The sequence below is a fragment of the Sulfurospirillum sp. 1307 genome (genome assembly GCF_054408545.1).
Genome location: NZ_CP176011.1, coordinates 773,189 through 797,417, shown reverse-complemented (window position 1 = coordinate 797,417; position 24,229 = coordinate 773,189). Strand labels below are relative to the sequence as shown.

The following is a 24,229-nucleotide window of genomic DNA, read 5'->3' as shown; positions in this document are numbered from 1 at the left end:
TTATTTTTGTACACTTCTTCCAAGATTTTTTTCTATTGAATCAATCTTGCTTTTAAGTCTAGCGCTTTTGCCTTTTCTTATGTCAAATTTTAAAGAGCTATAAACTCTATCACAATCTTTTAATTGCTCATATGCAAGCTCAATTATAGCTAAAGCCTCTTTCATGGTTTCAGTTTCAACTACCGTTCCCATAGGAGTTAATTTATAACTAGCTCCACTCTCATCAATCGCTTTAATGATTTTTGAAACATGTTTTGATACAGAAGAGCCATCACGGCAATTATCACTTGTTGGAAACATAGCAAATTCTAAAAGTACACTCATTTAAATCTCCTTACAAAACTGTGACAATATGGTAATTTTCCATGTCTTTGATAATAGTATTGGTGGTAACTTTCTGCTTCATAAAACTTACTCATCTCAAGTATTTTTGTAACAACATTATAGCCATTTTCTTTTAGCTCATTTATAAGCTTTTTTATAACTTCTTTTTCTTCTTCATTATTTACAAATACTGCAGAAATATACTGAGGGCCAATGTCTGGGCCTTGTCCATTTTCTTGTGTAGGATCGTGTATCTCAAAAAATAATTTAGCTAAATCTTCATAACTAGTTACACTTGGGTCGTACTTAACTCTAACTACTTCTAAGTGTCCACTTTTTTTTGAACAAACATCTTCATAAGTAGGATTTTCAAGCTCTCCTCCCATGTAGCCACTTTTAGCATCAATAACACCTTTTGTTTTATTAAAATAGTACTCAACACCCCAAAAACATCCTCCAGCAAAATAAGCATATTTAAAAGGTACAAAATCTAGACTTATTGAATTAACACAATGGCGAGTATTTTTTGGAGTAAAGCCTTCTCCTTCAAAAACATGTCCCAAATGTCCACCACAATTTTTACATGTAATCTCAACTCTTCTTCCATCTTCATCTATTGTTCTTTGAATAGCTCCTTCAATCTCATCATCAAAACTTGGCCAGCCACAACCTGATTTAAATTTATCAGCTGATTTATACAAAGGTACTCCACATTTTTTACATGTGTAAACTCCTTCTTCATAAAAATCATTATATTTACCACTATATGGCCTTTCAGTTCCTTTTTGCTCAATCACATACTTTTCTTCAGTACTTAATTCTTTCATTTTATTTCCTATATCTCAATTACTTTTAAATCTTTTGCATCACTTTCAAACCATTCTTCGACAAGAAATTCTTTTTTTACAATTTTTTCTAAATCTCTTTTCATATATTTTCCTGTTGCACTAACTGCAACTTCTCCATTAGGAAGTAACAACTCTCCACTTCCCTCATAAATCCTTCCTCTATCATTTACAATGCGACCTACTACTTTTAATTCTGTATCTAAAGGAACTGGCTTTTTATATTTTATATTAAGTTCTATCGTCATACCAAAACTATTTTGTCCATATTTTGCCATAATAGCTCTTCCAATAGTCTCATCAAGTATTGTAGCACTTATGCCGCCATGTAATATACCTGGATAACTTTGAAGTTTCTCATGAGGAGTAAAAATTCCTATAACTTCCTCATTATCACTCTCATAGAACTTGGTTTTTAAACCAAAATCATTTTCTATCCCGCAAACCAAACAATTTTTTGATATATTTTGTTTATTTACAATATTAAATTTCAATTTTTTCTCCTAGATAAAAGTGCTCTATTTTAGCATAATTTGAGTTTTTAAATAATTTTTCGTCTACTTTTAAAACTTTTTACCAAAATAAACAAGTTTTTTTACAATTATTTATAAATTAATTTTTATTTAATCGTCTTTTTTTTAAAATAAAATATATTACATAAGGAGTTTATATGCAAACTATTTTAGTACCGATAGGTATGGGGACTATTGTAAGTCTTGCTGTATTTTTATTTTTTGAGAAGCAAGCAATAGAGGCAAAAAGACAGAGTGAAAAAAATGGCTTAGATAATTCTAACATTTCACTTCCTGAAAATTTTAGAAGATATAACACAGAAAAAAATGTTTTGTTATATTTCATTATAATGTTTTTGTTTACACTCGGCCTTAGTTATACAGAATTTTTTCAAAAAGAATTAAGTTTAATTGATGTATTTTTGTATATCTTCTCAACAACCTTTATAGGCTCTACTACTATTTTTGTACTAAAATTTCAAAAAAGTATACTTATAAAAGTGTTTGCAGCATTTTTGTATGGTGCCCCTCTCATCGCTTCTTCAGCATTAGGGTTTATTGCTTCATACATAGTTTACACATTAAAGTAGAGTTTAAAACTCTACTTTATTAAATAGCAGGTAGAGGATCTTTGATAGACTCCATTGCGCTCGCTAATTCTTTTGCAATATCTTTATAATTCCTTGTTTTTAAAAGTTTTTCTTGACCAGCTTTTCCCATTTGTGTGATTTTTTCTTTTGGTGTCTTTATGATTTCTTCTAACTTATCATGTATATCTTTCACCTCAAACTTGCTAAGCCAAGCATTTTCTCCATCTTCAAAAATTGTTGTATTCAATTCATTATTAGTCATTAAAGTTGGTATTGCACCTGTGTAATAATCGATAACTTTTAGAGGAACTGAAGTACTATAAATGTTTAAATCTGGAAGTAAAGCTAGACCAACGTCACTTTTTGATAACTCATCTAATAAATCAACTTTTGAATCAATCTTTATAATTTTTATATTATCTTTAATATCATTTTTACTAGATACCATTTGTTTTGCATAGTCAATATCAGGTGTTGAAATAATCAATTCCCAATTTTTCGATGAAACTCGGCTAAAGGCCTCTAAAACTAACTCAAAATTTCTTAATTTACTAAGTGTACCTTGATATGAAAACAAAATATTTTCATCTTCTCTTTGTACTTTTGAATGAATTCTATCTGGATCAATTGCCGAAGGAATTACATGTATTTTTGTGGTAATATTTGGATAATAAATCTTTTGCATTCTTCTTGAAGTAGGTAAAAATATATCACATCTATTAATTAATTTTGCTTTTGCAGATGTCTTTAGTTTTGTATCTATCTCTTTTATCAAAGAAGATCTATTTTCAGCTTTTGCACGCTCTAGTTTTGCTGTAATTTTTGGAAAAGATAATCTAAATCCTACTTTTATACCATATATATCTTTATGCTCTAAAATTCTATCTAAAATCTCATGCATATTTCTTACAACAACATAGTCATATTCAAAAACTTTTACACCATTTTGAGACAAGTATTTTAATATATCATTTTTCTCATGTAGTGGAACTATAAACTTACCATTTTTATTTTCAAAATAGCTTTTATATTTTGAAAAATAAACAATATTTACATCCATATATTCAGGTAAATACTTTTCAAAAAGTGGACCTATAAAATTATGCTCACTATACTCTTCTCTATCTGTTATATACAAAAATTTTTTCATATATCTCTCCTATGTTGGTTACTCATTGTATCAAAAAAATATAAAAACTTATTTTATATTTTAATTGTAACAAAGATATTAGTAACTATGGTAACTAATTGAAACAATAATGAAAGTTATATTAAAATTTAGCTATACAAAAATTTTTTGAACCAAAAGCATATATACAATCGTTGCTACAAAAATACTCAAAAGTGCATTTTTAAACTTTACATGTAAAAAGATGGTAAGAAGTACAGATATGATTTCTGCTATACCATAAGGATAAGCATACCAGTTTACATCCTTTAGAGCGTAAAATACAAGAACTACCATTATCATAACTGGCATATTCCATTCAATATATTTAATTAACTTGCTTGGCTCTTTTTTATTAAAAAACAAAAACGGAATCAATCTTGTTAAAAAAGTCATAATTGAAGCTATAAAAATACCTGCTATTAGATAACTATCTTGCATCTTCTAAATATCCTTTAAAAAGTATAAGAATAACAGCACACAAAGAAAGAGAGACTATAAGCATCTTATCGCTAGGTAAACTTAGCATTCCAATAAAACCTATAGCCAATGCAATCAAAAATGGTTTATGTTGTTTACTTTTATTGTAAAGTTCTATTGATAAAACAACAAAAAGAGCAGTTAATGAAAACTCTATTCCTTTGTAATTAAATGGCAATATATTTCCTAAAAGAGCCCCTATAACACTTCCTATTATCCAATAACTCTGATTTAAAGCCGTAATCAAAAGATAAACTTTTTCTCTCTCTTTTTCATCAACTTCTTTTGTTTTTAAAAGAGCAAAAGTTTCATCAGTAAGACCAAAAATAAGATAATATTTTTTCCAAGAAAAATCTTTAAAACTACTTATCATAGATAATCCATAAAAAGTATGCCTAAGATTCAATAAAAAAGTAGCAACACCAATTTCTAAAATAGTAGCTTGAGAAGCAAACAAAGTAAGAGCTAAAAATTGTCCACTACCAGCAAAAATAAATACTGACATAAAAAAAGCATAATACCAAGGAATCAAAAGCTTTGCAAGCAACAGTCCAAAGGCCATTCCAAGTGGAATGTAGCCCATTAGAACTGGAATAGTTAGCTTAAAAATTTCAAAAAAACTCATTACTTTTTTAAATATTTATCTATATAATTTTTTCTATTATCTTCAATCTTTTTTTCTTTTACAACTTTTGGTTTTTCCTCAACTGGTTTTACATCACTATAATAAATTTTATCTATTGTAAAAATAATCAAAATAATGATAATAAAAGGTATTAGTATAAGCATTCTAACTAATTACCTTTTTAGTTGGTTTACAGTTTGAAGCATTTCATCACTTGTTGTAATTGCTTTAGAGTTTGCTTCATATGCCCTTTGACCTGTAATCAAATCTGTCATTTCTTCAACTAACTGAACATTACTCATCTCTACAAATCTTTGTCTAGTTTGTCCTAATCCATCAAGTCCTGGAGTTCCTGTAATCACTTCTCCTGAAGCATCAGTATTTAGGTAATTGTTATCTCCTAGAGAGTGAAGTCCAGCTGGATTTATAAAGTTTGCAAGTTCAATTTGTCCAATTTCTGTCATTGTTGTTTGTCCAGCTTGTAAAACTGAAATCGTACCATCAGTTCCAATAGAGATTTGAGTAGCATCAGCAGGAATTGTAACCTCTGGTAAAAGCTTATATCCATCAGAGTTTACAATAGCTCCATCTGCATCAACTTTAAATGAGCCATTTCTAGTATAAGCAGTAGTACCATCAGGAAGTTGTATCTGAAAAAAACCATTTCCTGTAATTGCCATATCTAAATCATTTCCAGTCTCTTTAAAATTCCCTTGAGAAAACTGTTTTGCAACAGCAGTTGGTCTTGCTCCAAGTCCAATTTCTATACCTGTTGGAGATTTTGTAGTACTGCTTGTAGAAGTTCCAGCATACTCCATAGTTTGATACATCAAATCAGCAAATTCTGCTCTTTGTTTTTTATAGCCTATTGTATTTACATTTGAAATATTATTTGAAGTTACATCAATCTGAGTTTGTTGAGCTATCATTCCTGTAGCTGCTGTGTAAAGCGATCTTATCATTTTATTTTCCCCTTTTTTCTGAACCAAATCCAGCAAAAATTCCTCGCGACTGAAGCACGAAGTAAACTTCTGTATTTATCATTTTATTGTCCTTATGCTCTTGTTGTTGCTAATTTATTTATAGCGTCGTTATTTACATCATTCATATGTGATGTCATTACTTTTTGATACATTTCTACCATTCGTTGAGCTTCAATAAGTCCTGTCATTTCACTAACTGGATTTATATTGCTAGTTTCTAAAAAACCTTGTGCTACAACATCTGCATCTTGTAAATCTTTTACTTTGTTTACATCAAATTTATATAAATTATTTCCTATCTTTTCTAGTGATTTAATATCTTCAGGTTGTGCCATAAAAAATCTTCCGTTTGGATTTTCTCCTTCAGCTAAATCATTTGCAATATTGGCTGAGAATATATTTCCACTTTTATCAACACTAAATGTGCTGCTTGGCTCCACTTGAATATATTGTTTATTTTGAAAGTATGTTGCAGGAATTACTGGATACCCATCTTTTGTAGTTAAAACTCCAGCATCATTTAATTTAAATGATCCATCTTTTGTTAGGGCTAAACCATTTGGAGTTTCAACCATAAAAAAAGTATCTTCTCTTTTTAATGCAAAATCTAAACTATTTCCAGTACTTTTTAGTCCACCTTGTCTAAATTCAATATATTGCTCACTAACTTGAGGAACTCTATCTATTGAAGCATTTAGATATCTTGCAGCTTGTTTTGTATGATCTTTTATAGGCATATCTTCTTGAAATTCATCAAAAATTCTTTTAAAATCACCTATAACTACATCATCTCTTTTAAATCCAGCAGTATTTACATTTGCTAAGTTGTTTGAGATAACATCAAGCCTATTAAACTGTGTTACCATAGCTCCTGTAGTTGTATAGTATCCGTTTTGCATAACTATCCTATATGATGATTTTTCATATAATAAGCAAGTTATGTTCCAAGTTATACAACTATCCCTTCAAAGGGATAGTTGTAAGGTTAATTATCAAGCAAATTTCATAGCTTCTTCATATCCCGATTTTGTAGCTTCATAAATATTTGCTACTTCTTTTGCATCTCCAATTACACTAAAGTTTTTACCAATTGATTTCAAAAATTCTTCTACACTATTTTCTTTTTCTAAGCCAGTTGCTACGATTACTGTATCAAAACTCTTCATTTGATTTTGAATGCCATCTTTTTCATAAAGGACTTTATCTTTTTCAAAAGCTAATATACTAGTTTTTGTCATAATGTTAATTGTACTTTTTTCCAATCTCATCATCATAAGCTTTTTAGTTATTGGCTCCATATCATTACCTACTTCTTCACCTCTTTTAGTGATAGTTACATCAAATCCAGCTTTAAAAAGATTTTCAGCAGCTTCAATTCCTACCATTCCAGCTCCTAAAATAAGTACTCTTTTTCCCTTTACAACTTTTTTATTATGAAAATAATCAAGTGAACTAATCACATTTTGAGTATCCAACCCTTTTATATCTGGATATTTTTGAGTTGAGCCACTAGCAACGATAAAATAATCAAAATCTAAATCATTACCATCTTTTACATCAGTATTTAATCTTATATCATCAAGTACTCTTTTTGCTTTATTTACTAAAGATTCCAATGGTCTTTTCATACTCTCTTTACCTATGGCCTTAGGTGCTGTTACAAAATTACCTCCAAGATAACTCTCTTTTTCAAAAAGAGTAACTTTATGCCCAATATTTTTTAAAGTTATAGCTGAAGTAAGTCCTGCTGGTCCTGCACCAATTACAGCTATCTTTTTACTTTCTTTACATGTATAGCTTTTTTCTTTATCAACCTCAGGATTTATGATACATCCCAAACCTACACCTTTTTTTACATTATACAAGCAACCTTGTAAACAGTATCCACAATAATCAATTTCTTCATATTTTTTTTCTACTAATTTATTTACAAGCTCGCTATCTGCTACAATTGGTCTACCAAAAGCTACAAAATCAGCGAGGTTTTCTTTTTCTAATTTTTCAATTTTTTCTACACTTCCCATACGTCCAACTGCAATAACTGGTAAATCACTCATAGACTTAATAGCTTTTAACACTTCTAGTGGTTTGTCTTCAGGAAGTGCCATATGAGAATAATACCAAGGTGGAGTATCACATGCATTTCCAAAACCACAATGAACCATATCAAAACCATACTCTTTTACTAAATCAATAACAACTTTATTATCTTGTGGCTTCCAACCATCTTCAACAAACTCACTTCCACTAATACGAACAATCTTTATAACATTATCAATATTTTTAAAAAATTCTAAAACTTCTTTTAGAAATAAAGTTCTATCTTTGCCATACTCATCTTCTCTTTTATTTAGTCTTGCAGATAAAAATTGATGGATTAAGCCACCATGTCCACATTGAAGTTCAATAGCCTCAAAACCAGCTTTTAAAGCCTTTTTTATGGCATTTTTGTAGTCATTTAAAATTTCTTTTATTTCTTCTTTTGTAATCTCTTTTGGCATAAGCCCACTCATAGGACAAAGAATTGGACTTGGTGCTAATGGATCCATCTTAGTTGCCATTTTATTTGCACCTCTTCCTGCATGATTTAAATTAATAGCAGGAACTGCACCATGTTTTTTTATAACAGTTACTAATTTTCCTAAACTCTCAACACTGTTGTCTACATGTATATTTAACTGTTTTGGATGCTCTTTCCCACTAAGTGACACTGAAACTGGCTCAATTATAATCATTCCAGCTCCACCACTTGCGATATTTTCATAATATCTCAAATGCCTATCATTAACTAAACCATCTAAAGTCGCATATGCAGTTTTTACTGGAGCTACTACATAACGATTTTTTAAAACTTTTCCCTTAATATTACAAGAAGTGTCAAATATCATAAATCCCCCTATTTATAATTTATTTTTATAATATTTATTTTTATAGATTATTATAGCATATTTTCAGTTAGACTTTTTAAAAGATTTAAATTAGGTAAAAAATCAAAATATTCTATACTTTTTTACTTAAAATTAATAGATATTTAAATAATTTTGGGTATAATGTATACCTTTTTCAATTTCGCCAAGGAGCAATTTTTAATGTCCACAAAAGAATTATATGCAAATTTAGAAGAACTATTTAAAGAGAATGAAAAAAGCCACGTAACTTATGAAGAAGTTATGGCACTATTTCCAAAACAACCAACTGCATCAAATATAAAAAAGATGATGCAACTTATGGATAAATATCAAATATCTCTTATAACATCAGCTGAAATTGCAAAAATAAAAAATTTAGAAGAGGCGAAAAAAAGAGCTGAAGAGGCTCAAAAACTTCAAGATGAAGCCTTAGAACAAGAGTTTGACTTAGCAAATGAAAAAGAATTATTAGAATGGAGTAGAAGTGATAGCCCTGTAAGAATGTACTTAAGAGAGATGGGCTTAATATCACTACTAACAAAAGAAGAAGAAATTGATATTTCAAAGAGGATAGAATTTGGAGAAGACATTATCATTGATGCTTTTTGTTCTGTTCCATACTTGATTGATTTTATCATTGACTACAAAGAAGCTCTTATAAATCGCGAAAGAAGAGTAAAAGAACTTTTTAGAAGTTTTGAAGATGATGATGACGGCGATGATGATGATAGTGATGATGATAGCAACAGCAAAAAATCAACTAAAAAAGATGATACAAGAACTAAAAAAGTTATAGAAAGTTTCAAGGCTCTAGAAAAAGCTAAAAAAGACTGGATGAAAGCTATGGCTAAAACTCCAGAAGATCCAAATGATAAAGAAGCACAAATGATATATGATATCACTGTTGCTTATAAAAAGAAGATACTAAAAGAAAAACTAATGGAGCTTGGCCCTACTAGTAAGCTTATCAATGAACTAGTTAAATCAATGGAAACTTCTTTAAAAAGTGATGATGAATTTGACAAAGAATTAAAAAGACTAGAATACAGACTACCACTTTTCAATGATACTCTAAGAAAAAATCATCAAAAAATATTAAGTAAAATTACTGATTTGAGCAAAGAAGAAATAACAGCCATGGTACCTGAAGCTACTATGGTTTCAACATATGTTGAGATAAAAAAATTATTTCAAACAAAAGAAGCGAGTAAACAAAGCTTCGATTTGGATCCTGATACATTAAAAGAGATAATTGAACAAATAAAAAGAGGTAAAAAAATAGCTGATGAAGCAAAAACAAGAATGGCAAAATCCAACCTTAGACTAGTTGTGTCAATAGCAAAAAGATATACAAATAGGGGATTACCATTTTTAGATCTTATCCAAGAAGGTAACATCGGACTTATGAAAGCTGTTGATAAGTTTGAGTATAAAAAAGGTTACAAATTTTCAACATATGCAACATGGTGGATAAGACAGGCAATTTCTCGTGCCATTGCTGATCAAGCAAGAACAATTCGTATACCAATTCATATGATTGAAACAATCAACAGAATCAATAAAATAATTAGAAAACACCTTCAAGAGGAGGGAAAAGAACCTGATATCGAGACAATTGCAAAAGAAGTTGGCCTTAGTGTTGATAAAGTTAAAAATGTTATCAAAATTACAAAAGAGCCAATCAGTTTAGAAGCTCCTATTGGAAATGAAGATGATGGAAAATTTGGTGACTTTGTTGAAGATAAAAATTCAGTATCACCAATCGAATATATGCTTAAAAATGATTTAAAAGACCAAATAGATGAAGTTTTAGATCAACTAAATGATAGAGAAAAAGCTGTAATTCGCATGAGATTTGGGCTAATGAATGATGAAAGTGATAGAACTCTTGAAGAGATTGGGAAAGAGCTAAATGTAACTAGAGAAAGAGTTAGACAAATAGAAAGTAGTGCTATTAAAAAACTCAAGCACCCAAAAGTAGGAAGAAAGCTTAAAAATTATATAGAAAGCTAACAATGGACTTTCATACATGTGAAGCTTGGCTAGAAAATGACTACAACCCTTTTATCTTATTTTTAGAAGAAGGAAGGGTAAAATCCCTTAATCAAGAAGCGCAATATCTTTTAGGCGAAGTGGATAAAAAGGAGATATTTGAACTAGCTAAAAACTATGCAAGCCATTCATATGGTTTTAAAACAACTGCAATTGAACTTTTCTACGGTTCATTTAAATTTTATGCCATTACTGTTGGTTATCATGATGAAAAAGAAATCGGTATAAAATTATATAAAGTTGCAGCCAAAAAATTCACTGATATTAAAGAATATGGTGAATCAGTGAACTTATATACACTTCTTGACTTATGCATAAGTGCAGCATCAACTAGAAGTTCTGCTGTATTTTTAAAAGAATTTGATCCTGCATTTCCTGAAATTCGTTTAAAAATAGAAAATTTTACTAAATTACTTGATAAGATATACCAAAGTTATGTAAAATCAAATCAAATAACAACAACTCTAGCTTTACAAACTGGAGAGTATGTTAAATTTCAAGAAAAAAAATACCCTATCTTTTCTATCAAAATAGTAGGAGAGAAAAGAGATAAATCTTACGAAAAAGAGATAGAAAACATTTCAGCAAATTCTAACGCAGTTGTTAGATTTGCCAAGGATTCAACTATCATCAGTACCGCTATGGTAACTAACTGATGAAAATAATTTTTGCTTTATTTGTTATATTTATTAATTTATTTGCCCAAAATTGTAACGATGAATATAGTAATAAAAAATATTTAACATCTCCAGAAAATTTCTCAGATATTGTTGAAGTTAAATTTGATAAATGGTTTGATAAAAAAGTTAGCAAAGATTTTATCAAAATAAAAAACAACTACTATAAAAAAAATTCATACAAAATACATAAAGACTACATATATCCTATAAAAAGCGGTATCTGGAAACTTCATATTGATAAAAACAACTTAATTGATGAGATTTGGTTTGCAAAAGTTTTGAACTATCAAAACGATAATGAAAGTATGTCAAATGAAATTAATGATGATTTAGACCATCTATGGCTTGATTGGAATGAAGACCAATATGAAGCCATCATGCAACCTGAAGATATAAAGCTACATGTAGATAATTTTTTTATAACACTAAATCTTTACATGTATGGAAATAAGGACAATCAACTTAAAATCAAAAAATCCACTCTTAATTTTCATATGATAAACAATACACATGAAGTTAATAATTTTTTAAAATGTATCCAAGGGCTAAACTAGATATTGGAATTGCACTAATCCCAACTAAAAATGCAATTGCATCAAAGGCTTCATTACGAATTAAAACAAACATTGCTACTACCAAAAAAGCATAAGCTAGAAGTCTTATAGGATTAAATAGCCCTCTTTTACTTTTAAAAAGATTATTTAAAGTCAATTTCATACCACCACTTTTTTTTCTCTCTTCTTTATATAGCTTTACAAACTCTTTTTGTGATAATTCTTGTTTTTGAAGTTCTTCTTCATCTTCAAAAAGTTCATACTTATCATCAATTTTATCTAACAATTCCCTTTCTTTTGGTATGTCGCCCTCTTCTAGTCTTTTTTCAACCATTCCTTTATATGAAAAAAATGAAGCAAAAATGACAAGCATAGATGAAATAAAGGCAACTTGTGTATTTATAAGCCACAAGCCGCCCATAATGATTGAAAACAAAATTAAAATTAAATCAGCAATAATATAAATATATGCTGCTTTAGTCTTCATCATCTTCATCATCTAAATATTTTTTATATCTATTTTCTTCTTTAAACTCTTCGTACTCTTTAACTTGCTTTTTATAAGCTTTATATACATTTAAAATAGCCCCAGCTACTCCCCAAAAAACACCTAACCACAAAAGCCAAGCATACCCAAATGTATTTTTTAAAAACATCCCTATGCCTACACCAATCAAAACCGCAACAACGATTGAAATGCCAAGAGATAAACTATCTGCACCTTCTACAAGTTTTTTTAACTTTGGCTCATCACTCATTTATTTCTCTCATAACTTTTTTAGCTGCATCTATACATCCATCAATCATTTCATCACTAATTGCATCACAAATAAATCCAGTCTCAAACTGGCTACATGCAAAATAATATCCCTCATTTAGCATTGCTTGATGAAATTTTGCAAACATCTTTGTATCACTTTTTAATGCATCATCAAAATTTTTAACTTCTTTTTCATTAAAGAAAAACCCAAACATACTTCCTCTAACATCAGTTTGCAAAGGTATATTATTTTCTAATGCTGCTTCTTTAAAACCATTCATTAATTTTTTAGCTTTTGCTTCAAATCTATCATATAGTGTTTCATCAGATTGTATTTTTTCTAAACTTGCAAGTCCTGCACTCATAGCAACTGGATTACCACTAAGCGTTCCTGCTTGATAAACTGGACCACCTGGACTTAATTTATCCATAATTTCACACTTTCCTCCAAAAGCACCAACTGGCATTCCTCCGCCGATTACTTTTCCAAAAGTTACAATATCTGGTTTTACACTGCTAATGCCTTGAGCACCTTTAAGTGAAGCTCTAAATCCACTCATAACCTCATCAAAAATCAATAAGGCACCATGCTCATCACATAACTCTCTTAGCTCTTGTAAAAATTCTTCATCTGCTGGAACTAGTCCCATATTACCAGCGATTGGCTCGAGTATAACACAAGCTATATCACTAGAATTTTCAAAACATTTTTTAACACTTTCAATATCATTATACTTTGCTAAAAGTGTATGTTTAGTCAAATCAGCTGGCACTCCTGGGCTTGAAGGTGTTCCAAAAGTAACTGCTCCACTTCCTGCTTGTACAAGCAAAGAATCACTATGTCCATGATAACATCCCTCAAATTTTACAATATCATCACGATTTGTAAAACCTCTTGCAAGTCTTATTGCACTCATTACTGCTTCAGTTCCACTGCTTACAAATCTAACCTTGTCTATGCTATCAAATAAATCACAAATCTTATTTGCTAATTTAGTTTCAACAACTGTTGGTGCTCCAAAACTAAGACCTTTTGTAACTGCATCCATAACAGCAAATTCAATATCACTATCTCTATGCCCAAAAATAAGAGGTCCCCAACTTTGTACAAAATCAACATAAGAATTACCATCTATATCATATATATAAGCACCCTCACCTCTACTTATAAACAACGGAGTTCCTCCAACACTTTTAAAAGCTCTAACTGGACTATCAACTCCACCAGGAATTACTTTGCTTGCTTCTTTAAAAGCAGTTTGACTATTTTGTATATTCATTTTCTTCCTTATCTTACTTATTGATTTACTTCTCTAGTTACATAGAGGTATAAAACCTCCATCTCTTTTTTTGTTAAGAAATATTTCGGCATAACTGATTTTGGCTCTTCTAAAGCTTTAAAAAATCTCTTTTTCGACAGCTCATTAATAGCTGGTGCTTTTAGAGTTTTTTTCTTGCCCTTGTGTTTATAAGTTGCTATGATTGAGCCTTCACCTTTTGGACCATGACAAAGATTACATCCAATCCCTCTTGGATTTGAATATAACATTTTTGCATACTCCATTTCAGTGATGAAATCTTCAGCAAACAGGGTAAAAAAACTAAGACCTAGCAAAAGAACAATTCTCATTTATCCTCTCTTTAATTGAAAAAGGATATAATATCTAAAAAATTATTTAAGGGTAATAAAAGATGACTCTTTTAGATGGAAAAACACTTTCAAATAAAGTAAAAGAAGAGATAAAAGGTGAAGTAGAAAAACTAAAAACTACTGGTTTAGTTCCTGGATTAGCTGTTATTTTAGTAGGAAATGATCCTGCTAGTAAAACTTATGTAAACTCAAAAGAAAAAGCATGCGAATATGTAGGTTTTCATTCATTAAAAATTGAAATGGATGAAAATACAAGTGAAGAGGAATTATTAAATAAAATTGATGAGCTAAATAATGATGATAAAATTCATGGAATTTTAGTGCAACTTCCTTTGCCATCTTGCATAGATGAAACAAAAGTTTTAGAAAAAATTCTACCAAACAAAGATGTTGATGGCTTTCATGCATATAATGTTGGAAAATTAGTTACAAATGATGCTTCATTGATACCATGTACACCTCTTGGAGTTATGAGAATTTTAGAAGAATACAACATAAATCCAGAAGGCTTAGATGCATGTGTTATAGGAAGAAGCAATATCGTAGGAAAACCTATGATGAATCTTTTAATAAATGCTGGAGCTACGGTTACAGTGTGTCATTCTAGGACAAAAGATTTAAAACATCATACAAAAAATGCTGATTTACTAGTTGTTGGAATTGGAAGAGCAAATATGATAAAAGCAGATATGGTAAAAGATGGTGCAATTGTAATAGATGTTGGGATAAATAGATTAGAAAATGGAAAACTAACTGGCGATGTTGATTTTGAAGATGTTTCTTCAAAATGCTCTTATATTACTCCTGTTCCTGGAGGAGTTGGGCCTATGACAATTGCCATGCTACTTCAAAATACTTTAATTGCTGCAAAGATGAGTAAATAATGAAAGATTTTTTTAACAAATTTTTAAAATGGTCAAATTCATGGACTGGAACTTTTGTTATAGTTTTACTTGTAATATTTTTTATAGCTCAAGCCTTTGTAATTCCAAGTGGAAGTATGAAAAAAACTCTTCTGATTGGAGATCATCTTTTCGTTAAAAAATTTAGCTATGGAGTTCCTACTCCTCATATACCATGGATTGAACTTCAAGTACTTCCTGATTTTTTTGGTAATGGTCACTTGATTGAGGGTGATAGACCAAAAAGAGGTGATATAGTTGTTTTTAGATATCCAAGAAATACAAAAGTTCATTATGTAAAAAGATGTGTTGCTCTTGGTGGAGATGAAATTTTATTTCAAGATAAAAACCTTTACATCAGTTTTCGTGAGGGAAATGAATATATGAAAAAAAACTTTCCAAAAGAAAAACTACATGTAATTGCTGGAAAACTTTGGGTACTAAATCCTTATATGGACAAATTTCCTGGAATTCATTATGACCAAGAGGTAAATCTTTTTTCTCAAATGAACATGTTTTTAAGTGCAAATGATTTAGATATGCAACCTGCAAATGTAGAAGAATTACCTAAAAATTTCAATACTCCATACAATGCCTTTTATAAAAAAGTTCCTGAGGGTGAATTTTATATGATTGGTGACAATAGAGACCACTCAAATGATAGTAGATTTTGGGGCAGTGTTCCTTACTCTTTGATTGTTGGAAAACCTTGGTTTATCTACTTTAGTATAGATGATGATTATAAAGTTAGATGGAATAGAGTTGGAAGATTTATTGATGATTTACAGTATGATAAGAGCTTTTTAGATGGCAAATAGCGAAATAATCCAAATTTCAGCTTCTATATTAGCTTTAGCTGTTGCTATAATAGGTCATGAAATAATGCATGGAAGAATGGCATATTTTTATGGTGATTCAACTGCTAAGAGTGCTGGGAGATTAAGCATAAATCCTTTAGTACATGTAGACCCAGTTGGAACCATTATAGTTCCAGCACTTTTGTTTTTTAGTGGTGCTCCATTTTTGTTTGGATGGGCAAAACCTGTTCCAATTTATATAAGAGAAGTAATTAGAAATGGTGGTTATAAAGGAGCTATTAATGTCTCACTTGCTGGGATTTATTATAATTTCACTTTAGCTATCATTGCTTCTATTTTACTTCGTTTTATGAATTTAGATAGTGTTGAATCATATTTTGAACTATTTATTGTTTATTTTGTTATCCAAACTTTAGTTTATAATGTGGTTTTAGGATTTTTCAACTTGCTACCAATTCCTCCACTTGATGGTTCACATGCCATATCGTATTTTAGTGCTTGGAATGGATGGGATAAAATAGTTGATTTTTATAACTATATTGAAAGATATGGAATGATTATTTTAGTACTTATAATGGCTACGCCATTATCTAAAGTAGTTTTTTACCCTATTAGGTACATACTGAACTTTTTAGGGCCTTAAAAGTACACTTGTGTTATAATAAACTTAATTAAAATAAAAGGATTTGATTGTGAAATTTTTTATTGCAACTGACCATGCAGGGGTAAATATCAAGCCAAATATAATAGAGATGCTTGTAAAAAAAGGGCATGAAGTAGTTGATTTGGGACCTGAAAACAATGATAGAGTTGATTATCCTGATTTTGCTCACAAATTATGTAAAGAAGTTTTAAAAGATAAAAACTCTCAAGGTATTTTGATTTGTGGCTCTGGCATAGGTATGAGCCTAGCTGCAAACAAACATAAAGGCATAAGAGCAGCACTTTGTCATGATGCATATACTGCTTCTATGGCAAGAGCACATAATGATGCAAATGTCTTATGTTTTGGAGAGCGAATAGTAGGACTTGGAGTTGCTGAATCAATTATAGATGCATGGTGCAATTCATCTTTTGAAGGTGGAAGACATGCTACTAGAGTTCAAAAAATAGAAGAAGTTTAATCATGTTTAACGAGTGGATTTTAACAACAATTTTGGTTTCTTTGTGTGTGTATCTTACTATCATGGTATTTTATTATAAAACACTATTAAAAAAGGAAAAATTAGGGAGTGCTGTTGTTAAAAACACTTTAGGTGATGCAGAAGTAGTTATAAGAAAATATCAAGTGCAACTTCAAAGAGCTTTGGGAAATATTGATATTTTAAGTGATGAGCTTACAAAAGTAAAAAATGATTTAAAATCACTTAGAGCTAGAAATTCTCAATATAGAATGGAAAGTGATAAGTTAAGACAGCAGATAAAAGAACTTCAAGGAAAGATAGAGGCACTACTATAATGGATGTAGCAACGATATCATACAGTGCATTTGCTATCTTCTTACTGCTTGCTTTGTATTTTAAATATATAATTTTCAAATAGGATAAAAAATGAACAAATTAAGTGATGTAGATAAAGATTATATTTTAAAAACAATAAGAGATGTAAAAGATTTTCCAAAACCTGGAATTCTTTTTAAAGACATTACTACTCTTTTAAATGATGCAAAAGCTTTTAATTTTCTAATGGATCATTTAGCAGATAGATACAAAGATAGTGATATAGACTTTATTGCAGGAATTGAAAGTCGTGGTTTTATCTTTGGAGCAGCACTAGCAGCAAAAATAGGTAAAGGATTTGTACCTATTAGAAAACCTGGAAAACTCCCATATACTACTATAAGTGAAAAATACTCACTAGAGTATGGTGTTGATGAAGTTGAAATCCATATAGATGCATTTAAATCTGCAAAGGTAACACCAAAAGTACTTTTGATTGATGATTTAATAGCAACTGGAGGAACAGCAACTGCTGCAGTTAATCTTATAAATAAAACTGGTGCAAAGTGTATTGAGGCTTGCTTTATAATCAATCTTACTTTTTTAAATGGTGATGAAGAGATAAAAAAATCAACTAATGTTTATTCTGTATTGGAGATAGATTAATGTATATTCCAAAAGCTTCAAAATTCGATCCCAATGAAAATGGTCATTTTGGTAAATTTGGAGGAAGGTATGTTCCTGAAACACTGATGCCCATTCTTCTAGAACTTGATGAATACTATAAAACCATAAGATTTGATAAAGAATTTTGGAGCGAAATAGATGGATATTTAAAAGATTATGTAGGTCGTCCATCACCTCTTTATTTTGCTAAAAATTTATCCAAAGAATTAGATGCAAAAATCTATTTTAAAAGAGAAGATTTAAATCACACTGGAGCTCATAAAGTAAACAATACTATTGCCCAAGGTTTGATTGCTAAGAGAATGGGCAAAAAAAAGGTTATAGCTGAAACTGGAGCTGGTCAACATGGAGTTGCTACTGCTACTATAGCTGCTCTTTTAGGATTAGAGTGTGAAATTTTTATGGGTGAAAAAGATGTGCAAAGACAAGAGTTAAATGTTTTTCGCATGAAGCTTTTAGGAGCAAAAGTACACTCGGTTAAAAGTGGTAGTAGAACTCTAAAAGATGCCATGAATGAAGCTATTAGATACTGGGTAACAAATGCTAGAGATACCTTTTATATAATTGGAACAGTAGCTGGCCCTCACCCATATCCTACGATGGTAAGAGATTTTCAAGCGATTATTGGATATGAAGCAAAAGCTCAAATATTAGCAAAAGAAAATAGACTGCCTGATTATGTAATAGCATGCATAGGAGGTGGAAGTAATGCAATTGGAGCTTTTAGTCACTTCTTGGAAGATGAAGGTGTTACTTGCGTAGGAATTGAAGCTGGAGGTCTTGGAGTAGAAACTAACAAGCACGGAGCTAGCTTAGAAAAAGGAGCTCCTGGAGTTCTGCATGGGCAAATGAGCTATCTTCTCCAAGATAATGATGGTCAAATCTTAGAAGCTTACTCCATAAGCGCTGGACTTGATTATCCAGGAATTGGACCTGAACATGCATACTTAAAAGATGGTGGAATTGTAAAATATGATAATGTAACAGACAAAGAAGCACTTGATGCATTTGTTTGGCTAAGCCAAAAAGAGGGATTAATCCCCGCGTTTGAAAGTGCTCATGCTGTAGCATATCTTAAAAAAATGCCAAAAGAAAAAATAAAAAATTCACTTATAATTGTAAATTTAAGTGGTAGAGGCGATAAAGATATGATTCAAGCAAAAGAGTTATTGGATTTTAATAACTAACTTTAAACACTCTATAAAGTGTTCAATAACAAATAAGGAAAAAAATGAATATAAACATAATAAATAAAAAACTAAATGAAATAGACGCTGATATAAATATAGTTTTTATAATCAATAAAAACTTTGATCACAAATGGGTTGAAGATAAAGAGCAATTAGAATTTTTAGGTTTTAAAGCAGAAGAGCAAGAGTGTACATTAGTAGGTAAAACGCTTTATGTAGGATGTGAAAATTTTGAAGCTGATGACATAAGACTAGCAAGCGCAACTGCAATAAAAGCTGTCAGAAAAACAAAAGCAAAAACTTTAAAAATCGGAACCTACAAAGGTGAAAATATTCAAGCTATGACTGAAGCATTTGAGCTTGGAAGTTATAGTTTTGAAGAGTACAAATCTAAAAAGAATCCTCTTCATGTTGAAGAAATTTTATTTTCTCTAGAAGATTACAGTGAAGAAGAAATTTCAGAAGATTTTGCAAAACAATCAGTAAAAGTTGGACAAAATATTGCCAATGCTACAAATTTTTCAAAAAATCTAGTAAATACAATTCCATATGAAATGAACTCATTAAAACTTGAAGAGATTGCAAAGTCACTAGAAAAGATTGAAAATGTTACATGTAAAGCTTATGGAAAAGAGTTTTTAGAAGAACAAGGCATGGGTGCATTTTTAGCAGTAAACAGAGCTAGTCATATACCTCCAAGATTAATACATGTAGTTTATAAACCACAAAATGCAAAAGAGAGATTTGTTTATGTCGGAAAAGGCTTAACTTATGATACAGGTGGCCTTAGTTTAAAACCTGGTGATTTTATGGTAACAATGAAATCAGACATGAGTGGAGCTGCTGCGGTTTTAGGAATCATAAAGGGTGCAAGTGAGCTTAAACTTCCTTATGAAATACATGCGATTGTTGGAGCAACTGAAAATGCAATTGGACCTGAAGCTTATAAACCTGATGATGTATTAAAAGCAAAGAATGGTAAAACTATAGAAGTTAGAAATACTGATGCTGAAGGAAGATTGGTTTTAGCTGATTGCTTATGTTATGCTTGTGAACAAAAACCTGATTATTTAATAGATATGGCTACACTAACTGGTGCTTGTGTTGTTGCACTTGGAGAGTACACAACAGGTGTTATGGGACACTCAGATGAACTTAAAAATACAATTTCAAATGCTGCAAAATCTAGTGGTGAGCTTACTGGAATCCTGCCATTTAATAAATACTTAAAAAAACTATTAAAAAGCTCTGTTGCTGATATTTGCAATATTGGCTCTAGTAGATATGGAGGAGCTATAACTGCTGGATTATTTTTAGATAATTTTGTTGAAGATGAGTATAAAGACAAATGGCTTCATCTAGATATCGCTGGACCTGCTTTTGTAGAAAAAGATTGGGGATATAATCAGTGTGGTGCAAGTGGGGCTGGAGTTAGAATGAATCTATACTGGATGATAGAAAAAGCAAAAAATGAGGATGCATAATGGGATTAGGAGTAGGTATAGTAGGACTTCCAAATATTGGAAAATCAACAACATTTAATGCTTTAACAAAAGCTCAAAATGCAGAGAGTGCAAACTACCCTTTTTGTACTATCGAGCCAAACAAAGCTGTAGTTCCTGTTCCTGATAGTAGATTGGCTGAGCTTGCTAAAATCGTAAACCCTGAGCGTATACAGTATTCAACTGTTGATTTTGTAGATATTGCTGGTCTTGTAAAAGGTGCTAGTAAGGGTGAAGGCTTAGGAAATCAGTTTTTATCAAATATTCGTGAAGTTGAAGTAATCTTACATATGGTTAGATGTTTTGAAGATGAAAACATAACTCATGTTGAAGGAGAGATTAACCCTCTAAGAGACATTGAAATAATTGAGAGTGAACTTATATTTGCAGATATCACTCAACTTGAAAAAAAGATCGAAAAATTAACAAGAACAGCAAAGGCTGATAAAAGTGCTAGAGGTGCGCTTGATTTAGCGATTGAATTAAAAAATCACTTGGATGAATTAAAACCAGTTAGTACTTTTAGTAAAAAAGATGATCCAATTTTTATTGAACTAAATAAAGAACTTAGATTCTTATCAAATAAAAGTATCATTTATGGGGCTAATGTTGATGAAGATTCTTTGTTAGAAGAAAATGAACATGTACTAGCTTTGAAAAAACATGCTAAAGAAGTTGGAGCAGAAGTAATAGTACTTTGTGCAAAAATAGAAGAAGAGTTATGTGGGCTAAGTGATGAAGAAGCGAATGAATTTTTAGCTGATCTTGGTATAGAAGAATCAGGCCTTACAAAGATAATTCATATTGCATTTGAGAAATTAAATCTCATTAGTTATTTTACTGCTGGAGTTAAAGAAGTTAGAGCTTGGACAATTAAAAGAGGCTGGAAGGCTCCAAAAGCAGCTTCAGTGATTCATAATGATTTTGAAAAAGGCTTTATCAGGGCTGAAGTTATTTCATATGAGGACTTTGTAGCTCATGGTGGTGAAAATGGAGCAAAAGAAGCTGGTAAAATGAGACTTGAGGGAAAAGATTACATTGTTCAAGATGGAGATGTAATGCATTTTAGATTTAATGTCTGATGATTTAACAACTGGTGATATAAAAAAACATTTAAGAGATATTGCAATACCTTCTAGTGTTGGATATCTCTTTCACACAATGTTTAATGTTACTGATACTTATTTTGCAGGTGTAATTTCAACGCAAGCAGTTGCTTCATTGTCATTAACCTTTTCTATCTTTTTTATAATCATTGCAATAGCTGGAGGTATGAGCCAAGCAACAACAGCGCTTTTAGGAAATGCGATTGGAGAAAAAAATAATAAAAGTACAAAGTCAATAATTTATCATGCAGGTTTATTAGCAGTATTTTTAACTTTTTTCTTAACGATATTTGGTTTATCGATATCTCCATTTTTACTTAAACTACTTGGTGCAAAAGATGATTATCTAGGTGAAGCACTCTCTTATGTAAATGTAATCTTATATGGTTCGGTATTTTTTGTAGGTGTATTTTTTGCAAATGCAATGCTAAATTCCATAGGAAATACAAAAGCCTTTAGAAACTTCCTAATAGGAGGCTTTTTTTTAAATATCATTTTAGATTATCTTTTTGTCGCTAAGTTTAACTTTGGAATTGCTGGAATTGCTTATGCAACAATCATAGTTGAAGCCTGTGGTATGTTTTATCTGATGTTTGAGCTTAAAAAAAGTCATCTCATAGATAATATGCCAGAATTTGAGTTTGACAAAGAGATATTTTTATCATTTTTTAAACAAGGAATTCCTCCAACTCTAAATATGTCTTTGATGGCTCTTGGAATGTTTATAATCACTTATTATATAGCACCATTTGGAAAACATGCAGTTGCGGCATATGGAATTGCAATACGAATTGAACAAATCATACTTCTTCCAAGTTTAGGGATTAATGTAGCTGTATTATCTTTAATTTCTCAAAACAATGGAGCAAAACTATTTAAAAGAGTTAAAGAAATAATCTTTTATGCTTATAAAGTTGGATTTATTTTATGGGTGTTGGGAATTGTTTTTTTATTGTTATTTGGAAAAGATTTATTGGCTATTTTTAGTGATGATAGTAAAGTAATAGATGCTGGAATTGGATATTTATATGCAGCTGCAAGCTCATTATATGCTTATATGCTAGTATTTTTTAATGTATCACTGCTTCAAGGCATAAAAGAGCCAAAAGGGATAATTTACTTAAGCATAGCAAGGCAGTTAATTGTACCTGCTATTGTTTTTGAAATTTTTAGACAATTAGATCTAGCTCTTTGGTGCTACTGGTTTGGATTAGTAGCAATCATTTGGCTATCGGCTATATTTATAATTATTTATGCAAAGAAACAACTAGAGATTAAGACTAATTTGAACGCTTTATAACCAGCTAAGACTTTATAAGTATAATAATGATTATCAATTTAAAGGACTTAGCTTGGAATTTTTTGAAATGTTTATTTATAATTTTTGGCATTTCTCTTCTCTGATTTCTTTTTATATTATTTTTGGTGTCCTAATAGCAGGTATAATCAAACAAATAATTCCTGATAATTTCATACAAAAACATATGGGTTCAAACAATATAAGCTCAATCTTCAAAGCTGCAGCACTAGGTACTCCACTTCCTCTTTGTTCATGCAGTGTTATACCATTTGCTACTTCTTTGAAAAAAAGTGGTGCTAGCAAAAGCGCACTACAAACATTTTTAATCTCAACTCCAATAACTGGTGTAGATTCAATCATGGCAACTTATGGTGCGTTTGGTTGGTTTTTTACGATATATAGACTTATTACTTCAGTATTTATATCTATATTGGCTGGTTTTTTATCCATGATTTTTGTAAAAGAAGATAAAAAAGAAAATAGCCCCAATACAAAATGGAATACATTTCAATCAAAAGATTCTAAACCAATCATATCTTTACATGTAAAAAATAAATCTCCTTTTATAACAAGAGTATTTGATTATTCATTTAATCAGTTATTTTCTGATATTGCAAAACCACTTTTGATAGGTATAACACTTGGAGCATTAATTAGCTCAATCATACCAGCTGATATGACATCTTTTATAAGTGATAACATCTTGTTGAGCTATATTTTTGTTTTAGTTATTTCAATACCTCTTTATGTTTGTGCAATTACCTCAATACCGATAGGAATTACTCTTATTTTAACAGGATTTTCTCCTGGAGCTGCTTTTGTATTTTTAACAGCTGGACCTGCAACTAATATGGTTACTATTTCTGTTGTCAAAAAAATTTTAGGCTCAAAATCTATGTTTATATATCTAATATCAGTTATTTTAGGAACAATGATATTTGCTTACATCATGGATACAATATTTGCTGATACAATTAATAGCGTTAAAAAAATTGTAGAAAAAAATGAAAGTGCAAATCTTCTTGAGGCAACTTCTACTATTATAATGTTTTTACTATTTTACAAATACATCATACCTAAAAAGAAAAAATCTTCTTGTTGTAACTAAATAGTTATAATTTTAATGTATAATATAATACAAAAAATTTTAAA

General features: G+C 30.4%; 29 protein-coding genes. 15 read left to right on the top strand and 14 right to left on the bottom strand.

Annotated elements, in window-relative coordinates; genetic code table 11:
• The 3 genes from ACKGJI_RS04085 to ACKGJI_RS04075 are packed head-to-tail and all read right to left on the bottom strand — an operon-like array spanning nucleotide 1 to nucleotide 1,663.
• Nucleotides 1-324: an MTH1187 family thiamine-binding protein gene (locus tag ACKGJI_RS04085; protein WP_458701295.1), complete on the bottom strand. Its 324-nt coding sequence runs from the start codon at nucleotides 322-324 to the stop codon at nucleotides 1-3.
• Nucleotides 321-1,151 (bottom strand): bifunctional methionine sulfoxide reductase B/A protein, encoded by an 831-nt coding sequence (locus ACKGJI_RS04080; protein ID WP_458701294.1) that lies wholly within the window; start codon nucleotides 1,149-1,151, stop codon nucleotides 321-323. Before ACKGJI_RS04080 ends, ACKGJI_RS04085 begins: the two co-directional genes overlap by 4 nt.
• A gap of 8 nt (nucleotides 1,152-1,159) precedes the next feature.
• Entirely contained in the window at nucleotides 1,160-1,663 is a 504-nt protein-coding gene (locus ACKGJI_RS04075; RefSeq protein WP_458701293.1) for a PaaI family thioesterase, read from the bottom strand.
• A 176-nt stretch (nucleotides 1,664-1,839) separates the two neighbouring features.
• On the opposite strand from ACKGJI_RS04075, the gene ACKGJI_RS04070 reads away from it, so the two are divergent.
• The gene (locus ACKGJI_RS04070; protein ID WP_458701292.1) at nucleotides 1,840-2,271 is read left to right on the top strand and encodes a hypothetical protein; all 432 of its coding nucleotides are present in this window, start codon (nucleotides 1,840-1,842) and stop codon (nucleotides 2,269-2,271) included.
• Between the two features lie 19 nt (nucleotides 2,272-2,290).
• On the opposite strand, the gene ACKGJI_RS04065 is transcribed toward ACKGJI_RS04070, so the two are convergent.
• The 7 genes from ACKGJI_RS04065 to ACKGJI_RS04035 all read right to left on the bottom strand — a co-directional run bounded on the left by ACKGJI_RS04065 (nucleotide 2,291) and on the right by ACKGJI_RS04035 (nucleotide 8,415).
• Nucleotides 2,291-3,421 carry a glycosyltransferase gene (locus tag ACKGJI_RS04065; protein ID WP_458701291.1) on the bottom strand — a complete coding sequence of 377 codons (1,131 nt, stop codon included), beginning with the start codon at nucleotides 3,419-3,421 and terminating at the stop codon, nucleotides 2,291-2,293.
• Between the two features lie 132 nt (nucleotides 3,422-3,553).
• Entirely contained in the window at nucleotides 3,554-3,880 is a 327-nt protein-coding gene (locus ACKGJI_RS04060; RefSeq protein WP_458701290.1) for a branched-chain amino acid transporter permease, read from the bottom strand.
• Nucleotides 3,870-4,544, bottom strand: a complete 675-nt coding sequence (locus ACKGJI_RS04055; RefSeq protein ID WP_458701289.1) for an AzlC family ABC transporter permease — start codon at nucleotides 4,542-4,544, stop codon at nucleotides 3,870-3,872. Before ACKGJI_RS04055 ends, ACKGJI_RS04060 begins: the two co-directional genes overlap by 11 nt.
• Nucleotides 4,544-4,708 (bottom strand): hypothetical protein, encoded by a 165-nt coding sequence (locus tag ACKGJI_RS04050; RefSeq protein WP_458701288.1) that lies wholly within the window; start codon nucleotides 4,706-4,708, stop codon nucleotides 4,544-4,546. The genes ACKGJI_RS04055 and ACKGJI_RS04050 overlap by 1 nt, the downstream gene beginning before the upstream one ends.
• A gap of 9 nt (nucleotides 4,709-4,717) precedes the next feature.
• On the bottom strand, nucleotides 4,718-5,506 hold the full coding sequence (flgG, locus tag ACKGJI_RS04045; RefSeq protein WP_458701287.1) for a flagellar basal-body rod protein FlgG: 789 nt from the start codon (nucleotides 5,504-5,506) through the stop codon (nucleotides 4,718-4,720).
• A 92-nt stretch (nucleotides 5,507-5,598) separates the two neighbouring features.
• Nucleotides 5,599-6,426 carry a flagellar hook-basal body protein gene (locus ACKGJI_RS04040; protein WP_458701286.1) on the bottom strand — a complete coding sequence of 276 codons (828 nt, stop codon included), beginning with the start codon at nucleotides 6,424-6,426 and terminating at the stop codon, nucleotides 5,599-5,601.
• A 93-nt stretch (nucleotides 6,427-6,519) separates the two neighbouring features.
• Nucleotides 6,520-8,415 carry an oxidoreductase gene (locus ACKGJI_RS04035; protein WP_458701285.1) on the bottom strand — a complete coding sequence of 632 codons (1,896 nt, stop codon included), beginning with the start codon at nucleotides 8,413-8,415 and terminating at the stop codon, nucleotides 6,520-6,522.
• 201 nt (nucleotides 8,416-8,616) lie between these two features.
• On the opposite strand from ACKGJI_RS04035, the gene rpoD reads away from it, so the two are divergent.
• Genes rpoD through ACKGJI_RS04020 form a run of 3 tightly spaced genes read left to right on the top strand, consistent with a single transcriptional unit; the run spans nucleotide 8,617 to nucleotide 11,722 of the window.
• Nucleotides 8,617-10,449 (top strand): RNA polymerase sigma factor RpoD, encoded by a 1,833-nt coding sequence (gene rpoD, locus ACKGJI_RS04030; RefSeq protein ID WP_458701284.1) that lies wholly within the window; start codon nucleotides 8,617-8,619, stop codon nucleotides 10,447-10,449.
• Nucleotides 10,450-10,451: 2 nt separating this feature from the next.
• A complete protein-coding gene (locus tag ACKGJI_RS04025; protein ID WP_458701283.1) occupies nucleotides 10,452-11,144 on the top strand; it encodes a hypothetical protein in 693 nt (230 codons plus the stop codon).
• Complete coding sequence (locus ACKGJI_RS04020; protein ID WP_458701282.1) at nucleotides 11,144-11,722, top strand: hypothetical protein; 579 nt, start codon at nucleotides 11,144-11,146, stop codon at nucleotides 11,720-11,722. Before ACKGJI_RS04025 ends, ACKGJI_RS04020 begins: the two co-directional genes overlap by 1 nt.
• On the opposite strand, the gene ACKGJI_RS04015 is transcribed toward ACKGJI_RS04020, so the two are convergent.
• From ACKGJI_RS04015 to ACKGJI_RS04000, 4 genes are read right to left on the bottom strand one after another with little or no spacing between them, the layout of a single operon-like run.
• Entirely contained in the window at nucleotides 11,685-12,212 is a 528-nt protein-coding gene (locus tag ACKGJI_RS04015) for a hypothetical protein (RefSeq protein WP_458701281.1), read from the bottom strand. The genes ACKGJI_RS04020 and ACKGJI_RS04015 overlap by 38 nt on opposite strands.
• Nucleotides 12,199-12,480 (bottom strand): AtpZ/AtpI family protein, encoded by a 282-nt coding sequence (locus tag ACKGJI_RS04010; RefSeq protein ID WP_458701280.1) that lies wholly within the window; start codon nucleotides 12,478-12,480, stop codon nucleotides 12,199-12,201. Before ACKGJI_RS04010 ends, ACKGJI_RS04015 begins: the two co-directional genes overlap by 14 nt.
• On the bottom strand, nucleotides 12,473-13,762 hold the full coding sequence (gene hemL / locus ACKGJI_RS04005) for a glutamate-1-semialdehyde 2,1-aminomutase (protein WP_458701279.1): 1,290 nt from the start codon (nucleotides 13,760-13,762) through the stop codon (nucleotides 12,473-12,475). The genes ACKGJI_RS04010 and hemL overlap by 8 nt, the downstream gene beginning before the upstream one ends.
• Nucleotides 13,763-13,779: 17 nt before the next feature.
• Entirely contained in the window at nucleotides 13,780-14,112 is a 333-nt protein-coding gene (locus tag ACKGJI_RS04000) for a cytochrome c (protein WP_458701278.1), read from the bottom strand.
• Between the two features lie 62 nt (nucleotides 14,113-14,174).
• On the opposite strand from ACKGJI_RS04000, the gene folD reads away from it, so the two are divergent.
• The 11 genes from folD (at nucleotide 14,175) to ACKGJI_RS03945 (ending at nucleotide 24,185) form a co-directional block, all read left to right on the top strand.
• The gene (gene folD / locus ACKGJI_RS03995; protein WP_458701277.1) at nucleotides 14,175-15,017 is read left to right on the top strand and encodes a bifunctional methylenetetrahydrofolate dehydrogenase/methenyltetrahydrofolate cyclohydrolase FolD; all 843 of its coding nucleotides are present in this window, start codon (nucleotides 14,175-14,177) and stop codon (nucleotides 15,015-15,017) included.
• Nucleotides 15,017-15,853 carry a signal peptidase I gene (gene lepB, locus ACKGJI_RS03990; RefSeq protein WP_458701276.1) on the top strand — a complete coding sequence of 279 codons (837 nt, stop codon included), beginning with the start codon at nucleotides 15,017-15,019 and terminating at the stop codon, nucleotides 15,851-15,853. Before folD ends, lepB begins: the two co-directional genes overlap by 1 nt.
• Nucleotides 15,843-16,496 carry a site-2 protease family protein gene (locus ACKGJI_RS03985; protein ID WP_458701275.1) on the top strand — a complete coding sequence of 218 codons (654 nt, stop codon included), beginning with the start codon at nucleotides 15,843-15,845 and terminating at the stop codon, nucleotides 16,494-16,496. The genes lepB and ACKGJI_RS03985 overlap by 11 nt, the downstream gene beginning before the upstream one ends.
• Before the next feature lie 49 nt (nucleotides 16,497-16,545).
• Nucleotides 16,546-16,977 (top strand): ribose 5-phosphate isomerase B, encoded by a 432-nt coding sequence (rpiB, locus tag ACKGJI_RS03980; RefSeq protein ID WP_458701274.1) that lies wholly within the window; start codon nucleotides 16,546-16,548, stop codon nucleotides 16,975-16,977.
• A gap of 2 nt (nucleotides 16,978-16,979) precedes the next feature.
• Nucleotides 16,980-17,312, top strand: a complete 333-nt coding sequence (locus ACKGJI_RS03975) for a hypothetical protein (protein ID WP_458701273.1) — start codon at nucleotides 16,980-16,982, stop codon at nucleotides 17,310-17,312.
• A 91-nt stretch (nucleotides 17,313-17,403) separates the two neighbouring features.
• Nucleotides 17,404-17,958, top strand: coding sequence for an adenine phosphoribosyltransferase (locus ACKGJI_RS03970; RefSeq protein ID WP_458701272.1), 555 nt, complete (start codon nucleotides 17,404-17,406; stop codon nucleotides 17,956-17,958).
• Nucleotides 17,958-19,166, top strand: a complete 1,209-nt coding sequence (gene trpB / locus ACKGJI_RS03965) for a tryptophan synthase subunit beta (protein WP_458701271.1) — start codon at nucleotides 17,958-17,960, stop codon at nucleotides 19,164-19,166. The genes ACKGJI_RS03970 and trpB overlap by 1 nt, the downstream gene beginning before the upstream one ends.
• 44 nt (nucleotides 19,167-19,210) lie before the next feature.
• Nucleotides 19,211-20,653, top strand: a complete 1,443-nt coding sequence (locus ACKGJI_RS03960; RefSeq protein ID WP_458701270.1) for a leucyl aminopeptidase — start codon at nucleotides 19,211-19,213, stop codon at nucleotides 20,651-20,653.
• Entirely contained in the window at nucleotides 20,653-21,753 is a 1,101-nt protein-coding gene (gene ychF, locus ACKGJI_RS03955; RefSeq protein WP_458701269.1) for a redox-regulated ATPase YchF, read from the top strand. Before ACKGJI_RS03960 ends, ychF begins: the two co-directional genes overlap by 1 nt.
• Nucleotides 21,746-23,077: an MATE family efflux transporter gene (locus tag ACKGJI_RS03950; RefSeq protein ID WP_458701268.1), complete on the top strand. Its 1,332-nt coding sequence runs from the start codon at nucleotides 21,746-21,748 to the stop codon at nucleotides 23,075-23,077. The genes ychF and ACKGJI_RS03950 overlap by 8 nt, the downstream gene beginning before the upstream one ends.
• Nucleotides 23,078-23,129: 52 nt before the next feature.
• Nucleotides 23,130-24,185, top strand: a complete 1,056-nt coding sequence (locus tag ACKGJI_RS03945; RefSeq protein ID WP_458701267.1) for an SO_0444 family Cu/Zn efflux transporter — start codon at nucleotides 23,130-23,132, stop codon at nucleotides 24,183-24,185.
• Nucleotides 24,186-24,229: the final 44 nt, after the last annotated feature.

Excerpts from the sequence above, each read along its gene's own strand:
- ACKGJI_RS04060 (WP_458701290.1), bottom strand. The coding sequence starts at position 3,880 with ATGCAAGATAGTTATCTAATAGCAGGTATTTTTATAGCTTCAATTATG.
- ACKGJI_RS04010 (WP_458701280.1), bottom strand. The coding sequence starts at position 12,480 with ATGAGTGATGAGCCAAAGTTAAAAAAACTTGTAGAAGGTGCAGATAGT.
- ACKGJI_RS03975 (WP_458701273.1), top strand. The coding sequence starts at position 16,980 with ATGTTTAACGAGTGGATTTTAACAACAATTTTGGTTTCTTTGTGTGTG.
- ACKGJI_RS04040 (WP_458701286.1), bottom strand. The coding sequence starts at position 6,426 with ATGCAAAACGGATACTATACAACTACAGGAGCTATGGTAACACAGTTT.
- ACKGJI_RS04065 (WP_458701291.1), bottom strand. The coding sequence starts at position 3,421 with ATGAAAAAATTTTTGTATATAACAGATAGAGAAGAGTATAGTGAGCAT.
- hemL (WP_458701279.1), bottom strand. The coding sequence starts at position 13,762 with ATGAATATACAAAATAGTCAAACTGCTTTTAAAGAAGCAAGCAAAGTA.
- flgG (WP_458701287.1), bottom strand. The coding sequence starts at position 5,506 with ATGATAAGATCGCTTTACACAGCAGCTACAGGAATGATAGCTCAACAA.
- ACKGJI_RS03985 (WP_458701275.1), top strand. The coding sequence starts at position 15,843 with ATGGCAAATAGCGAAATAATCCAAATTTCAGCTTCTATATTAGCTTTA.
- folD (WP_458701277.1), top strand. The coding sequence starts at position 14,175 with ATGACTCTTTTAGATGGAAAAACACTTTCAAATAAAGTAAAAGAAGAG.
- ACKGJI_RS04015 (WP_458701281.1), bottom strand. The coding sequence starts at position 12,212 with ATGATGAAGACTAAAGCAGCATATATTTATATTATTGCTGATTTAATT.
- lepB (WP_458701276.1), top strand. The coding sequence starts at position 15,017 with ATGAAAGATTTTTTTAACAAATTTTTAAAATGGTCAAATTCATGGACT.
- ACKGJI_RS04070 (WP_458701292.1), top strand. The coding sequence starts at position 1,840 with ATGCAAACTATTTTAGTACCGATAGGTATGGGGACTATTGTAAGTCTT.
- ACKGJI_RS04055 (WP_458701289.1), bottom strand. The coding sequence starts at position 4,544 with ATGAGTTTTTTTGAAATTTTTAAGCTAACTATTCCAGTTCTAATGGGC.
- ACKGJI_RS04050 (WP_458701288.1), bottom strand. The coding sequence starts at position 4,708 with ATGCTTATACTAATACCTTTTATTATCATTATTTTGATTATTTTTACA.
- ACKGJI_RS04020 (WP_458701282.1), top strand. The coding sequence starts at position 11,144 with ATGAAAATAATTTTTGCTTTATTTGTTATATTTATTAATTTATTTGCC.
- ACKGJI_RS03960 (WP_458701270.1), top strand. The coding sequence starts at position 19,211 with ATGAATATAAACATAATAAATAAAAAACTAAATGAAATAGACGCTGAT.
- rpoD (WP_458701284.1), top strand. The coding sequence starts at position 8,617 with ATGTCCACAAAAGAATTATATGCAAATTTAGAAGAACTATTTAAAGAG.
- ACKGJI_RS04035 (WP_458701285.1), bottom strand. The coding sequence starts at position 8,415 with ATGATATTTGACACTTCTTGTAATATTAAGGGAAAAGTTTTAAAAAAT.
- ACKGJI_RS03970 (WP_458701272.1), top strand. The coding sequence starts at position 17,404 with ATGAACAAATTAAGTGATGTAGATAAAGATTATATTTTAAAAACAATA.
- ACKGJI_RS03950 (WP_458701268.1), top strand. The coding sequence starts at position 21,746 with ATGTCTGATGATTTAACAACTGGTGATATAAAAAAACATTTAAGAGAT.
- trpB (WP_458701271.1), top strand. The coding sequence starts at position 17,958 with ATGTATATTCCAAAAGCTTCAAAATTCGATCCCAATGAAAATGGTCAT.
- ychF (WP_458701269.1), top strand. The coding sequence starts at position 20,653 with ATGGGATTAGGAGTAGGTATAGTAGGACTTCCAAATATTGGAAAATCA.
- ACKGJI_RS04025 (WP_458701283.1), top strand. The coding sequence starts at position 10,452 with ATGGACTTTCATACATGTGAAGCTTGGCTAGAAAATGACTACAACCCT.
- ACKGJI_RS04080 (WP_458701294.1), bottom strand. The coding sequence starts at position 1,151 with ATGAAAGAATTAAGTACTGAAGAAAAGTATGTGATTGAGCAAAAAGGA.
- ACKGJI_RS04000 (WP_458701278.1), bottom strand. The coding sequence starts at position 14,112 with ATGAGAATTGTTCTTTTGCTAGGTCTTAGTTTTTTTACCCTGTTTGCT.
- ACKGJI_RS04085 (WP_458701295.1), bottom strand. The coding sequence starts at position 324 with ATGAGTGTACTTTTAGAATTTGCTATGTTTCCAACAAGTGATAATTGC.